Source organism: Okeania sp., assembly GCF_035285525.1.
Taxonomy (GTDB): Bacteria; Cyanobacteriota; Cyanobacteriia; order Cyanobacteriales; family Microcoleaceae; genus Trichodesmium.
Genome location: NZ_JAYKGW010000201.1, coordinates 1 through 12770 on the forward strand (window position 1 = coordinate 1; position 12770 = coordinate 12770).

The 12770-nt window shown below is 36.5% G+C and carries 10 protein-coding genes and 2 pseudogenes; 7 read left to right on the plus strand and 5 right to left on the minus strand.

Going from position 1 to position 12770, the window contains the following annotated elements; translation table 11 throughout:
* The 6 genes and pseudogenes from VKJ25_RS19145 to ndhO form a co-directional block, all read left to right on the plus strand.
* Positions 1-637, plus strand: a pseudogene (locus VKJ25_RS19145) (hypothetical protein); the annotation flags it as partial.
* Positions 638-1686: 1049 nt separating this feature from the next.
* Entirely contained in the window at positions 1687-2418 is a 732-nt protein-coding gene (locus tag VKJ25_RS19150; protein ID WP_324238243.1) for an MORN repeat-containing protein, read from the plus strand.
* Between the two features lie 98 nt (positions 2419-2516).
* Positions 2517-3270 (plus strand): annotated as a pseudogene (locus VKJ25_RS19155) (IS5 family transposase).
* Positions 3271-3438: 168 nt separating this feature from the next.
* Positions 3439-3648 carry a photosystem I reaction center subunit IV gene (locus VKJ25_RS19160; RefSeq protein ID WP_324238237.1) on the plus strand — a complete coding sequence of 70 codons (210 nt, stop codon included), beginning with the start codon at positions 3439-3441 and terminating at the stop codon, positions 3646-3648.
* A gap of 408 nt (positions 3649-4056) precedes the next feature.
* Positions 4057-4962: a DNA-formamidopyrimidine glycosylase gene (locus tag VKJ25_RS19165; RefSeq protein WP_324238238.1), complete on the plus strand. Its 906-nt coding sequence runs from the start codon at positions 4057-4059 to the stop codon at positions 4960-4962.
* A gap of 1001 nt (positions 4963-5963) precedes the next feature.
* Positions 5964-6182 (plus strand): NAD(P)H-quinone oxidoreductase subunit O, encoded by a 219-nt coding sequence (gene ndhO / locus VKJ25_RS19170; RefSeq protein ID WP_324238239.1) that lies wholly within the window; start codon positions 5964-5966, stop codon positions 6180-6182.
* Between the two features lie 322 nt (positions 6183-6504).
* On the opposite strand, the gene VKJ25_RS19175 is transcribed toward ndhO, so the two are convergent.
* From VKJ25_RS19175 to VKJ25_RS19185, 4 genes are all read right to left on the minus strand, one after another.
* The gene (locus tag VKJ25_RS19175; protein WP_324238240.1) at positions 6505-6645 is read right to left on the minus strand and encodes a cupin domain-containing protein; all 141 of its coding nucleotides are present in this window, start codon (positions 6643-6645) and stop codon (positions 6505-6507) included.
* Positions 6596-6751: a cupin domain-containing protein gene (locus VKJ25_RS24730; protein WP_375340353.1), complete on the minus strand. Its 156-nt coding sequence runs from the start codon at positions 6749-6751 to the stop codon at positions 6596-6598. The genes VKJ25_RS19175 and VKJ25_RS24730 overlap by 50 nt, the downstream gene beginning before the upstream one ends.
* A 574-nt stretch (positions 6752-7325) precedes the next feature.
* Positions 7326-7904 carry an EF-hand domain-containing protein gene (locus VKJ25_RS19180; protein ID WP_324238241.1) on the minus strand — a complete coding sequence of 193 codons (579 nt, stop codon included), beginning with the start codon at positions 7902-7904 and terminating at the stop codon, positions 7326-7328.
* 325 nt (positions 7905-8229) lie between these two features.
* Complete coding sequence (locus VKJ25_RS19185) at positions 8230-9018, minus strand: VWA domain-containing protein (RefSeq protein ID WP_324238242.1); 789 nt, start codon at positions 9016-9018, stop codon at positions 8230-8232.
* A gap of 519 nt (positions 9019-9537) precedes the next feature.
* On the opposite strand from VKJ25_RS19185, the gene VKJ25_RS24895 reads away from it, so the two are divergent.
* Complete coding sequence (locus VKJ25_RS24895) at positions 9538-9846, plus strand: hypothetical protein (RefSeq protein ID WP_483143748.1); 309 nt, start codon at positions 9538-9540, stop codon at positions 9844-9846.
* Positions 9847-10265: 419 nt separating this feature from the next.
* Here VKJ25_RS24895 and VKJ25_RS19190 read toward each other — a convergent pair whose 3' ends face one another.
* A complete protein-coding gene (locus VKJ25_RS19190) occupies positions 10266-12368 on the minus strand; it encodes an SUMF1/EgtB/PvdO family nonheme iron enzyme (RefSeq protein WP_375340354.1) in 2103 nt (700 codons plus the stop codon).
* Between the last annotated feature and the right edge of the window lie 402 nt (positions 12369-12770).

Sequence of the window (12770 nt, forward strand, 5' to 3'; positions counted from 1 at the left end):
ACAGCCTCAGGCAAGTACACCATCTCAATCAAGGCCACAGCCTCAGGCAAGTACACCATCTCAATCAAGGCCACAGCCTCAGGCAAGTACACCATCTCAATCAAGGCCACAGCCTCAGGCAAGTCAACAGGGATCGCCAGGAAGCGATACTCATAGCTCAGAGACAAAAGTTACAACTACTCCTCCAGGTAATAAACAAACAACATCTTCACCACCAAAACCACCAGAACCACCAAAATTACCAACTGCATCTACTCAACAAGTACCAAGTTTACCTGAATTACCAATAACAGGAAGTCCACCTTCTCAATGGAGAGGACCTGGTTTTCCACCAGCACCACCGTCGCCACCTCCACCTCCACCTCCACCTCCACCTCCACCAGATACCAATATTGCTAATGGCATAGAAGTTAGTGGAGTTGTGCAAGTGGGCACTCAAAAGCAGATTATTGTTAAAGTTCCGACCGAACCTACCAGCAGATATGTGAAAATTGGACAAAGGCTAGCTAATGGCCAAGTGTTGGTAAAGCGAGTTGATTTGAAGAAAGGAGCTGAACCAGTAATTGTGTTTGAGCAAAGTGGTGTGGAAATTTCTAAAGAGGTTGGAAGTAAGCCAGCAACTACTGAAGGACGATAAAGAATAACTGCTTTTCAGCAAGTTTAGACATTTAATCATATAAATATAGTTTAAGAAAAGGACATTTTCAATAATAGATAATTGATAATGGATAATTGATAATTACCTCTCCCTAAAAGGAAGAGGATTGAATAAAAGGAAAAAATTTATTTTTCTTGGTCGATTAGATATAGTTAGGGAACCCATCTATCTCACCCTTTCGGAAACTAGGCTTTTTATAGCGCGCAGCGTTTCATGCAGGCTCAAGCGCCTTTCGCTGCGCGACATATAAAGCGAAGCGCAAAAACGACAGCTTTTTAACCCTTGAAAGGGGAAACTTCAAGGCGCGAATTATTTAATTATTTAATTATTAATCCTTCGGTAACCCAGGTTCCGCACGTCAATTTGTAACACTAGAGTATTATAATAATTTGGTAGTTTAGTAAGTACTTATACTGTACAAAGTATCTTTATTTAACTTGATCCTGAGTCAAATTCTCAAGAAAATATTAAGTATTTATGCTTAATTAATTGTTGACTTTTATTGACCATTATGATTTTTTCCTGAATTATGACTCCTTACTTCCCCTCCTGGGAAGGCTTAGGGGTAAGTTGACCCCTGACTCCTAATTTAACACTACATTTTGACGTGCGAAATTTAGGTTATAACTAGGTATGCACAAAAAAAGCTTGACTACATTAAATTTTGTAAATTATACCAATGTGCGCACTTAATATTTACACATTATTTTCTGTACACCTTTTCGCTTACTGTATGCACTTTCAGCTAGACATTGTAAATACCTAGGCACTCATTGCTATAACTCAAATCAAGGGGGTGAAAGAAAATAAACTTCACTATTTCAAGCCTCTAGCAACAGCTGCGAGGTACTGATAACTGATATGATCTACTCAATAGAGATTAGGAAATTGCTGAATAAAATAAGGAATAAGGTCAATTTTTCTGAGTAAGTAAAGAGAATAATAAAAAAGGAAATTTCAGATTTCAAGCCTTCCTATTTCAGGGAGTACTAATAACTGATAACTGATAACTGATAACTGAAATGACCATGTTGCTATTAATAAAACAACTAACTAAAGTAATATTAACAGGTTCTTGTCTAGGATACATAATTATGATATCCTATTATCAGCCTTTAATGGCACAAGAACAAACAGAAGCACCTTTTTGTGAAGGTAATCCCCCTACAGGCAGAGTTAAGTGTAATTATTCTAATGGAGATAATTATTCTGGAGATTTTGTCAATGGAAGACCACAAGGGAGCGGTATATATGTCTATGCTAATCGCGATCGCTATGAGGGGCAATTTCGTAATGGTCTTCCCAATGGACAAGGTACTTTTATATTTTCCAATGACGCTAGGGTTACAGGAGTATTCCAAAATGGACAAATTAGCTCTGGGACAATTATTTTCGCGAATGGTGATCGGTTTGTTGGAGATTTTAGATTAGTCCAGAATCTCTCTAGTAGTGTGATTAGCAGTCAGCCTACAGGTAAAGGTCAATTTATTTACGCTAATGGTGATCGTTATGAGGGAGAATTCTTTGCTGGAGAACCTTTTGGTCCAGGAGTTTTTACTCGCAGTGATGGAATACGATGTCAAGGAGATTTTTACAACGCAGCACTAGATGGCAAAGGAAATTGTACATATCCTAATGGAATTCGCTATGAAGGGGAACTAAGGGGTGGAATACCCCATGGAGTGGGGATAATTATAGATTCTGAAGGAAAGCGATTTCCTGGAGTTTTCCGTAATGGTCAAAGAGAGGAAGAAACATAATATTATTTTGATTAATACTAGGGCGTGTCATCAATTACAGAGGTTGACATTAAAGTATACTATACTGATCAACAATAACAACCATAGGACGGCTCTAAATGACTAGACGTTATGGCTTCCGTGATGACCAATGGGAGCTACAAATTTACGACCAGGACGTAAAGGAACTGTCCTTCCGAAAGCACAGGACAATCGTCTCTTTGTGGAAGCTGTTTTATATAGATATGAAGCTGGAATTCTCTGGAGAGACTTACTATTATTGATTTGGGGACTTCCGCATTGTCCATACCAGTTTGAGTCCTTGGAGCCGTTCAGGAGTCTGGAACAGACTATTTTCAGCTCTAGCTGAAGATGCAGATAATCAATGTGCCATGATCGATGCTACTATTGTTCCTGCTCATCAACATAGTGCTGGAGCCAAGGAGAGTAGTGCAGAACAGGAAGATATTAGTCTTAGCTTTCCTAGGATTGAGTACCAACATACATGGGGTAGTAGATGCTCTCGGTAATCCCACCAATTTTTTTTAACTCCAGGCCAAGCCTGCGACTTAGATAGAGCAGATATTCTCTTGCCCCTTGTAGAAACTGATGCCATTTTGGCTGATAAAGCTTATGATACTCAGAAACGAGTAATTGGGCTTTTAACCCAAAGCGGAATAGAAGTAGTAATTCCACCTAAGAAAAATCGCAAAGTAAAGTCGTCACTACGATGAAATATTGTACAAAGCACCTCATCTCATAGAAAATTTCTTCGCTAAACTTAAACAGTATCGAGCCATCCCTACTAGGTATGATCAGCGTTCAGTAAACTTTCTAGGGGGAATTTATTTGGTAGCCTCAGTCATTTTATGAGCTCGCGCGATTACCATTTTCTAGAAAGCAGAGAATAACTCTAATGTCAACCTATTTAATTTATCACACACCCTAGATTAATTGCAACAAAACTTAAAAAATTATTAGACTTAAAAAGGATAGGATAGATTAACAATTTTACCATACTTAATTTAAGGGAAAAAAATCATGGTTCAACGTGGTTCTAAAGTTCGGATTTTACGGAAAGAATCCTACTGGTATCAGGATATTGGTACAGTTGCTTCTATTGACAAAAGTGGCATTAAGTATCCAGTTATTGTCCGCTTTGACAAAGTAAACTACAACGGTTTTAGTGGTAGTGCAGGCGGCGTTAATACTAATAACTTTAGTATGGATGAAGTTGTAGAGGTAAAATGACCGAAAGGCAGATAATTAGGTTCAAATTGTTTTGGGAATCTAAAACTATAGAAAAAGCTAAGTCTAGCAACTCTAAATTCAACAAGCAAAAGTAGCTAAAAACCAAGCATTCAGCTATTAGCTATTAGCTATCAGCCATTAATATCAAATCTACCTTTAGAGAATAAAATTAATATTGACAAAAACTCCAAATCTTGCTAAGGTTTGGTTTCCAAACCTCTACAATATTGCATTGTACCAATACTACTGGATTTGATATTATTTATTAAATTTATTCTCTAAAGCTAATAGCTCTTAGCTGACGGCTGAATGCTGACGGCAAAAAATATCTCAGATAAATTTACTAGGAAAAAATTTTGGCAGTATCTATCTATAATAATAATAAAACTGTAGAAAATAGTTAGCATTGTGCCAGAACTGCCAGAAGTAGAAATAATAAAACGAGGTCTCAATCAACTGACTCTCAATAAACAAATATTGGGTGGGGAAGTGTTGCTAGAACGCACGGTTGCTCACCCTACTTCTATTGATGATTTTTTAGATGGGTTACAGGGAAAGGCGATCGCCAGGTGGCATCGAAGAGGTAAATATTTGCTAGCCCAACTCTACAAATGGAAGAAAGAAACTTTAGAACTTAACTTGGTTAAACAAGAGGAGGATGGTTGGTTAGGAGTACATCTACGAATGACAGGGCAACTTTTATGGGTAAATCCAGAAGCAGAACTACACAAACACACCAGGGTTAGATTATTTTTTGGTCATAAATCAACAGAAGACAAAAAAAATTCTACCCATGAATTAAGGTTTGTAGACCAACGTACTTTTGGTAAAATGTGGGGAGTAAGACCAGCAACAGAAATATCTCACATTATTACAGCTCTGAAACAACTAGGTCCAGAACCTTTTTTCCCAGCATTTTCCCCTGAGTATCTTAGCAAAAAATTACACAAAAGCCATAGACCTATCAAAACGACTCTTTTAGACCAAACTATTATTGCGGGGTTAGGTAATATTTATGCTGATGAAGCTCTATTTTTAAGTGGTATTAGACCAACAACTTTATCTAAAGATTTGACTAATCACCAATTAGAACAGTTACATTTAGCTATTATTAAGGTTTTAGCAACTTCTATAGATAAAGGTGGTACAACTTTTAGCAATTTTTTGAATGTTCAAGGAGTTAATGGTAATTATGGCGGTGTAGCTTGGGTTTATAATCGTTTTGGTCAGCCATGTCGCATTTGTGATACATCTTTGGAAAAAATTAAGTTGGCAGGAAGAACTACCCATTTTTGTCCTCAATGTCAATCTTAGGGGATAGGCAGTAGAGAGTAGGGCGTAGGTAAGTTATCAGTTATCAGTTATCAGCTTTTTTAGTTTTTATGTTTGAACATTAGATAAAGTTATGATTTTGAAATTTTGGCTTTAATATTTTAAATTTTACTACTTTTGCGTGACTGTTAAATGGGGAAATTTTTTTGGGTTGGTTAACGAGGTTTCAAGATTTTTAGCGCTTTTTTTTGATTTTGTGATATTATAGACATAGAGTATAATTGGAGCCTTTTATTTCTTAATTTAGTTTTATAACTGTTATTTCTTATTATGCTGTTGTTTTGGTCTGTTTTTGTCTGAATTTGCTTTGCTTAAAATGACTTTTTTTATCTGTCCGTTTTTTGCTGTTTTGACAAAGTGTTGATTTTGTGATAGCAAAGCAGGTTTTTTCGTTTTTTTTAATTGTATTTTGTTGAATAATTAGTCTAGAGGATGGGCAAACAAAAACCAATAATTTTATCATATCACAGTTGGCTTGAGGATGCAACCCTAATTCTCTGATCGGCGCGATTTTTTTTGGGGAGTGCTTCAGAGAATGAAAATTTTGAGTAATTAGGGAAGGTTTGATAATCAAGCGATCGCTACTTTATTTCCAGGGGTGCTTCAGAGAATGAAAATTTTGAGTAATTAGGGAAGGTTTGATGGTAGAGGAAATTTCGACTTTTCCTGAGTGAGGGTGCTTCAAAGAATGAAAATTTTGAGTAATTAGGGAAGGTTTGATAATCAAGCGATCGCTACCTTCTTCCTCTTTGTCAGCGATGGGTGTACCTCAAGGGCAAGGGAAAGCGCTGTCATTTCAGTTATCAGTTATTTTGATAGACATTATATTTTAGTCTTTAATAAACCTAGTTTCTCTGCTTCAATAGAAAGAATTTAAGATCTGACATCTAACTTCTAAAAAATCTGTATAAGAAAAAATATCTACTTAATCTAATTCCCCATTAAAATTTAATAGAGACAAGAAAAGAAAAGGAATCCATATTATGGCAGATATTAAAAAAGGTAGTTTAGTTCGTGTTGTCCGAGAAAAACTGGAAAATAGTATAGAAGCTAAAGCCAGTGACAATAATTTTCCTCCTTATATTTTTGAAAGTAAAGGAGAAATTGTTGATACTAGAGGAGATTATGCTTTTGTTAAATTTGGTAAAGTTCCGACTCCGAATATCTGGTTGCGACTAGACCAATTAGAAAAATTTGAATAAAATTTTCTGTACAACCAAAACTTTATCAAAATAATGTGGTTCTAAAACCCCATCTTGATTGTACAGCATTCCCTATGGGAATCGGCGCAATATTTTTGGAGTCTTGTAAAATCCCCCTTACAAAAATCACTTCTGTGTGTAGAGCATGAGCTAGGAACTTCTGACTTCTGACTTCTGACTTCTAACTTCTAACTTCGTTAAAGGGAGCGAATAACTATTCGTTCCCTATTAATCTCAAAAAGTTACTATTTTGGACAATAGTTAGACAAAAAAATTACTCTTCTATTCCCCAACTCCTGAAAATGGTTCAAAAAATTAAAATCTAGTATTTGATTAAAGATGAAAGTTCATCCCACAAATTCGGGAAACTAACTCGGAAAGTATCAGGTTTTGCTAGTTCCATATCTTGGTATTCAAAACCTGGAGCAACTGTTTCTCCTAACAAACCAACTATCACCTCCATTTCTATCAGTATTGATGCTCATTTGGGAACGGTAAGTCTCTTGAAAATAACCTCCTTCTGTATGTTTAACTAAAGATAATTTTTCAATTATATCTTGCTTATTCATTAACAATTTTACCCCTGAAAATAATGTAAATCAAATAAAATAGAATTACATAAGGCTTACTGATTAAATATAAAAGCGTTGATAAATAAATATTTTAGCCTTTTGATTTATGTCGAAAGTAGTGCCTAACTTTTGGCTGTTGTTGTCTCAAAATAATAAATTTTTGACCTTAACTATCAGAAAATCTGGCCGTGACAAATAGTTTAAACTGTTCCCTCTTCCCTTCTTTTACTAACCGACTTATTCAGCAAATCCTAAGTATTTATTTAAGAGAAATATGGAGTTAGTAATATAAAAAATTTTGGTAACTTTTTGCTATTAGTAAAATCTCCTACTAGGACTTAAAATCAAACAAATTCTTTTTAAGTTATCAGTTATTTAGGAACTCCGTATCAAGCTGGTATTTTCAAACTTGAAACTTCCTTTTTTATACTATAGAAAGGAAAAAGTTGAGACCTTATTGCTACGAAAAAATTTTAGTAGTTATACAGAAGTAGTTTGGCTAACTAATATAACTTCTTACTTGGAGAAATATTTCGACTAAACCTACTACTTGTTTATCATTACTAAAATACTATGAATCAACTAATAATCCATAGGGAAGGGGATAGCTTTCTTCATCGTCACCGGTTTCAAACCAGTAGTGCATATGAGCTTCGACAAACTCCTCACGACTAATAGAACCTGACTTATCTGAATCAATACTATCAAAAGCTTGGTTCGCTTGTTCCGATTGCTCTACTCCAGTATATATTGCTAGATACTTTCGGTACTCTTCACGAGATATTTCTCCAGAATGATCCGTGTCAATGATATCGAAAAAAATCTCGTTTTTATGTCTACCTGCTTGAAGTACTTCATCTGATGCTTCAGCCACAGTCTTTGCAACTTTAGTGATTAATTCTTCTTCAGTAATTTGAGTATTATCATCAACTGGTTCTCCTCCAGCTATAAAATGCTGAAACAGAGAATGACACATTTCGCGAATTTTTTCGTTCTTTGATGAATCAGTTTGCAGTCTAATTAAACGATTGGCAATTTCTTCAAAGTCGGAGAGGGTTAAAACCTCATTTTTATCGACGTCCATAAGTTTGAAGTAGGTCTTCATTTTAGCACGCCAAATACTTGATGATATAAACTTTTCAGGAGACATTTTTATTGAAGAATAAGAAAACTACATCAACTAACTTCTTAATATCATCATAGCCTCAGAAATTTTGGATTATGTAATAAAAATTAATATTTATTGTCAGTATTCAGTAGTCAGCTATAAGCCAGGCTCCTCCGGAGGAACTGCTTTAACAGTTATTGCTTCTAGTTTTTGATAGAAGCTTATATTATTTAGAAATTTTATTTTAATATAAAAGCTAGTTTTCAAGTCTATATATATTAGTTTAAATATGATCTTTAAGCTTGAGGTTTCTTTTGCTAATAGCTGAGGTGCTAATAGCTGAATGCTTATAATACCTCTATAATTTTCACCTTGTCATAGTAGAAATAGTTTTTCCTAGTGACATTAATGTTCGTTTAAAGTTATCTGCACGACTCCGAAAATCATCACCTTTTCCTAAATCAAATGCCATTCCTTTGACTCCAGATAATAATTTTAAATAAACTTTACTTTCAGTGTCTTGAGTAGCAATAACTAAATAAAATTGGTCTATTCCTACAGTTTGAATTTCTCTTACTACTTCCTCAATATTTTGAGTTTCTTGATCGGGAATATGTGGAGGAGCGTCTGTGATTAAAACAATAACTTTATTACTGTCTGAATCAAAAGGTTGACGTAATGCAAACATCACTGCATCTAAACTACTTTCTGGTGCATCTCCTCCTCCATAAGCTTTTAGTTTAGATACTTCTTGACGAAAAAGATTGGGATTATTTGTAAATACTTCGCCATTAATTTTTAACACTCTATGTTCTTCATTAATTAGGCGATCACGAAATTCTATTAAACCAACTCTAACTCTGACTCCATCTTTTTCTATAGTATCGGCAAATTCCATAATTGTTTCTTTTATGGCATTAATTTCACCCTCCATACTGCCAGTACAATCTAACACAAACATAATATCTGCTTGGCGTTTGGCTAAAATTTCTGCTGTTAGTTTTAGGGCTTCAACAAGTTCTTCTGGCGAATGACTTTTTATAGTTGGTTTTGATCTTGATGTTGTTTTTGGTTTTGTTTCTAATTCTGTACCGCATTGTTGACAGGATTTAGCGGTATCTAAATTTGAAGTTCCGCAATTAAGGCAAGTTTTCATTTCAGCGATCAGTTATCAGCTTCTTTAGTTTTCATGTTTGAAAATTAGATAAAGTTATAGTTTTAAAATTTTGGTTTTAATATTTTAAACTTTACCATTTTTGAGTGACTTTTCAATAGGGAAATTTTTTTGGTTTGGTTAACGAGGTTTCAATATTTTTAGCGCTTTTTTTCAATTTTGTGATATCGTATACTTATGATATTCTTGGAGCATTTTATGTCTTGATTTAGTTTTATACCTGTTAATTCCTATTATGCCGTTATGTTGGGTTATTTTGTTCTAAATTGTCTTTGCTCAAAATGACTTTTTTTCTCTGCGCGTTTTTTTCTGTTTTGACAAAGTGTTAGTTTTGTGATAGTAGGGCATATTTTTTGTTTTTTTGGGAATTAGATTTGCATTGAATAATTAGTCTAGTTTATGAACGAGTAACACCAAGTGTTTTTATTCTACCACAGGTGCTTTCAGGATGCAACCCTAATTCTCTTATCGGCGCGACTTTTTTCAGGGGTGCTTCAGAGAATGATTGGGGGGGTAGTCAGGGAAGGTTTGATTGTCAGGCGATCGCTACTTTTTTTCAGGGGTGCTTCAGAGAATGATTGGGGGGTAGTCAGGGAAGGTTTGATTGTCAGGCGATCGCTACTTTTTTTCAGGGGTGCTTCAGAGAATGATTGGGGGGGGGTAGTCAGGGAAGGTTTGATTGTCAGGCGATCGCTACTTTTTTTCAGGGGTGCTTCAGAGAATGATTGGGGGGTAGTCAGGGAAGGTTTGATGGAAAAGGAAATTTCGACTTTTTTCAGGGGTGCTTCAGAGAATGAAAATTTTCAGTAGTTAGGGAAGGCTTGATTGTCAGGCGATCGCTACTTTTTTTTTCAGGGGTGCTTCAGAGAATGATTGGGGGGTAGTCAAGGAAGGTTTGATGGAAAAGGAAATTTCGACTTTTTTTCAGGGGTGCTTCAGAGAATGATTTGGGGGGGGAGTAGTCAAGGAAGGTTTGATGGAAAAGGAAATTTCGACTTTTTCTTGGGGAGCAGCCAGAATCCAGAATCCAGGAGGAAGAGGAATCAGAATCACAGAAGAGCTAGCCAAAAAAATATTCCCTTAATTTTCTCCCATATCTTGCCCAAAATCCTAGAATGCATGATTTTTCGGGAACCGTACCAGAATTACCTAAAAGCTGGTACTCTATTAGTACCTGCAAAAGCTGAAACCAATTCTTAAACAACTGACAACTAAAAAAGACTAATTGACTAGAAACGGACAGGTAAGACGACACGAAAACCCCTATTGATGCTGAACCGATCCCCACTGCTACAACTACGCCTGGCACATCGACAATCCCTAGAATAGTTGACCCAACTACCACCACGGATAACTCTGTGCAGTCTATATTTACTTTGTCCCCAAATTTCCCAAGCAGTTCCATCCGTAGGCGCTCCATTATAATTATTGTGCCAAAGATCCTGACACCATTCCCAGACATTCCCGTGCATATCATATAAACCAAAAGCATTGGGTGGAAAACGTCCCAGTGCTGTTGTTTGTTTTAGAAATTTACCTTGAGGAGCGTTACCATAAGGATAGTTACCGTCGTAGTTAACCAACTCAGGCGTTATAGTTTCTCCAAAATAAAAAGATGTAGTCGTCCCTGCACGACAAGCATATTCCCACTGACTTTCGCTAGGCAACCTGTAAATTTTCCCAGTTTTCTTGCGTAGCTTTTTACGAAAGTTTGTAGCTTCATCCCAACTCACACTTTCCACTGGGCGACTTCCTCCTTTAAATCGAGAAGGATTATTTCCCATAATGGCTTGGTACTGGTTTTGAGTAATAGGATATTTGCTGATAAAGAAAGGTTGGAGAGTAACTTTATGTTGCAGATTTTCATCAGACTCTCTTTCAAACTCATCTTTTGGAGAGCCCATAAGAAAATTTCCCCCAGGAATATAAACCATTTCCAATACCACCTTCTCATCTAAATATTCTCTAAAAAATTCTGCTTCCTGGCGACGGCGACTAATTTCTTGTCCTTGGGAGTTGACCTTTATTACCTCAAAGCTAAATTTATCCGGTATTACTCCTTTAGGAAAGGGAGATTTTTTTTCAGAAGTCTCTTTTGGCATCCTCTCTTTAGGAGGTAAAGGTAACGGCTTTAGTGGTTTTGTGGGAAAGGGAGATGTTTCTTCTAGCTTCTCACTTCTATTTCCCAAGTCTTTCAGAAAATTTATAAATTGCGATATTTTTGTTTCTGACTCCTGAATGCTGGTTTCTGACTCCTGAATGTTGGTTTCTGACTCCTGAATGTTAGTTTCTGACTCCTGAATGTTAGTTTCTAACTCCTGAATGCTGGTTTCTAACTCCTGAATGTTGGTTTCTAACTCCTCACTTCTGACTTTTGACTTTTGACTTTTGAATTGTATCTTCCACCATTCCTGAATATTTCCAGGACGACCTTCCTGCTCAAAAACCAAAGCCGACATTACCAACTCTTGCCAAGGAGACTCTAAATCTTCTGGTTGCCAACCTTTTTGTTTTGATAAACGTTGCAAAGCATTAGGAGGTAACTGCCCAGTCAACATTTCATAAACCATCATCCCCACTTCAAAAATATCGCTCTCTACTCCCACTTCTCCTCCCCCAATAACTTCTGGTGCGGCATAAGCTTCCGTAAAAGTCCGAGTACTAGAAGTACTCATAGAAGTTCCGAAGGTTTGTTTTGCCGAACCAAAGTCGATCAATACTAACCGCCCTTCTGGGGTAAGTAAGATATTGTCGGGTTTTATATCCAAGTGAAAAATTCCTTGTTGATGTACTGCGGATAATGCTAAGACGAGAGGAGAGATTATTTCTGCGATTTTCTCAGGGGAAAATTTTTTCTGAGGTTGAGAGTCTAATTCTGTTCTGAGAGTTTTTCCCGTGACTAACTCCATGACTAGATAGGCCGTATCATTTTCCTCAAATAAATCTTTTACTCTTACCACATGAGGGTGATCGAGTTTTGCTAATATTTGTCCTTCCCGGAGAAACCTTTGCAAACCCCGTTGAAATATTTCCTGTTGATTTTTGGGGATGGTAAAACCGCCAGTGGTAGGGTGGCGGAAAGCGTGGTTTTGGGGATAATATTCTTTGATGGCGACTGTTTTTTGTAATGATTTATGATACCCCTGATAAGTTACGCCAAACCCTCCTCGACCCAGGGCGTAGTTTATTTGGTACTTATTGCCATGAAGTTTCCTACCTGATGCAAGTAGATCGCGGGTGAGTGATGGTAGGTATGCGCCACAGTTGGGGCATAGTTTTGTGTTTAGTGGAAGACCGTCAGTATAGCAACCTGAGTTTAAGCAACGCATCATTTTCAGTAAGGATGAGGGAAGAAGGAAGAAGTTAAAAGATTTTCTGCAATTATACCGTGGCTGAGTTTTCTTTCAGAAGTTAAAAGTTGTCTATTTACCTGAGAATTTTTCATTTTCTGAAGCACCCGAATTTAAGAAGTGGTTGCCTGAGCGATCGCCTCCTTGTCTATATTACCTGAGAATTTTTCATTTTCTGAAGCACCCGAAATTGAGAAGTAGTGTTTTGACTCGGAAAAATCCTTCTATTTACCTGAGAATTTTTCATTTTCTGAAGCACCCGAATTTAAGAAGTGGTTGCCTGAGCGATCGCCTCCTTGTCTATATTACCTGAGAATTTTTCATTCTGTGAAGCACCCGAAATTGAGAAGTAGTGTTTTGACTCGGAAAAATCCTTCTATTTAC

Excerpts from the sequence above, each read along its gene's own strand:
- VKJ25_RS19150 (WP_324238243.1), top strand. The coding sequence starts at position 1,687 with ATGTTGCTATTAATAAAACAACTAACTAAAGTAATATTAACAGGTTCT.
- VKJ25_RS19160 (WP_324238237.1), top strand. The coding sequence starts at position 3,439 with ATGGTTCAACGTGGTTCTAAAGTTCGGATTTTACGGAAAGAATCCTAC.
- ndhO (WP_324238239.1), top strand. The coding sequence starts at position 5,964 with ATGGCAGATATTAAAAAAGGTAGTTTAGTTCGTGTTGTCCGAGAAAAA.
- VKJ25_RS19175 (WP_324238240.1), bottom strand. The coding sequence starts at position 6,645 with ATGGAGGTGATAGTTGGTTTGTTAGGAGAAACAGTTGCTCCAGGTTTT.
- VKJ25_RS24730 (WP_375340353.1), bottom strand. The coding sequence starts at position 6,751 with ATGAATAAGCAAGATATAATTGAAAAATTATCTTTAGTTAAACATACA.
- VKJ25_RS19180 (WP_324238241.1), bottom strand. The coding sequence starts at position 7,904 with ATGTCTCCTGAAAAGTTTATATCATCAAGTATTTGGCGTGCTAAAATG.
- VKJ25_RS19185 (WP_324238242.1), bottom strand. The coding sequence starts at position 9,018 with ATGAAAACTTGCCTTAATTGCGGAACTTCAAATTTAGATACCGCTAAA.
- VKJ25_RS24895 (WP_483143748.1), top strand. The coding sequence starts at position 9,538 with ATGATTGGGGGGGTAGTCAGGGAAGGTTTGATTGTCAGGCGATCGCTA.
- VKJ25_RS19190 (WP_375340354.1), bottom strand. The coding sequence starts at position 12,368 with ATGATGCGTTGCTTAAACTCAGGTTGCTATACTGACGGTCTTCCACTA.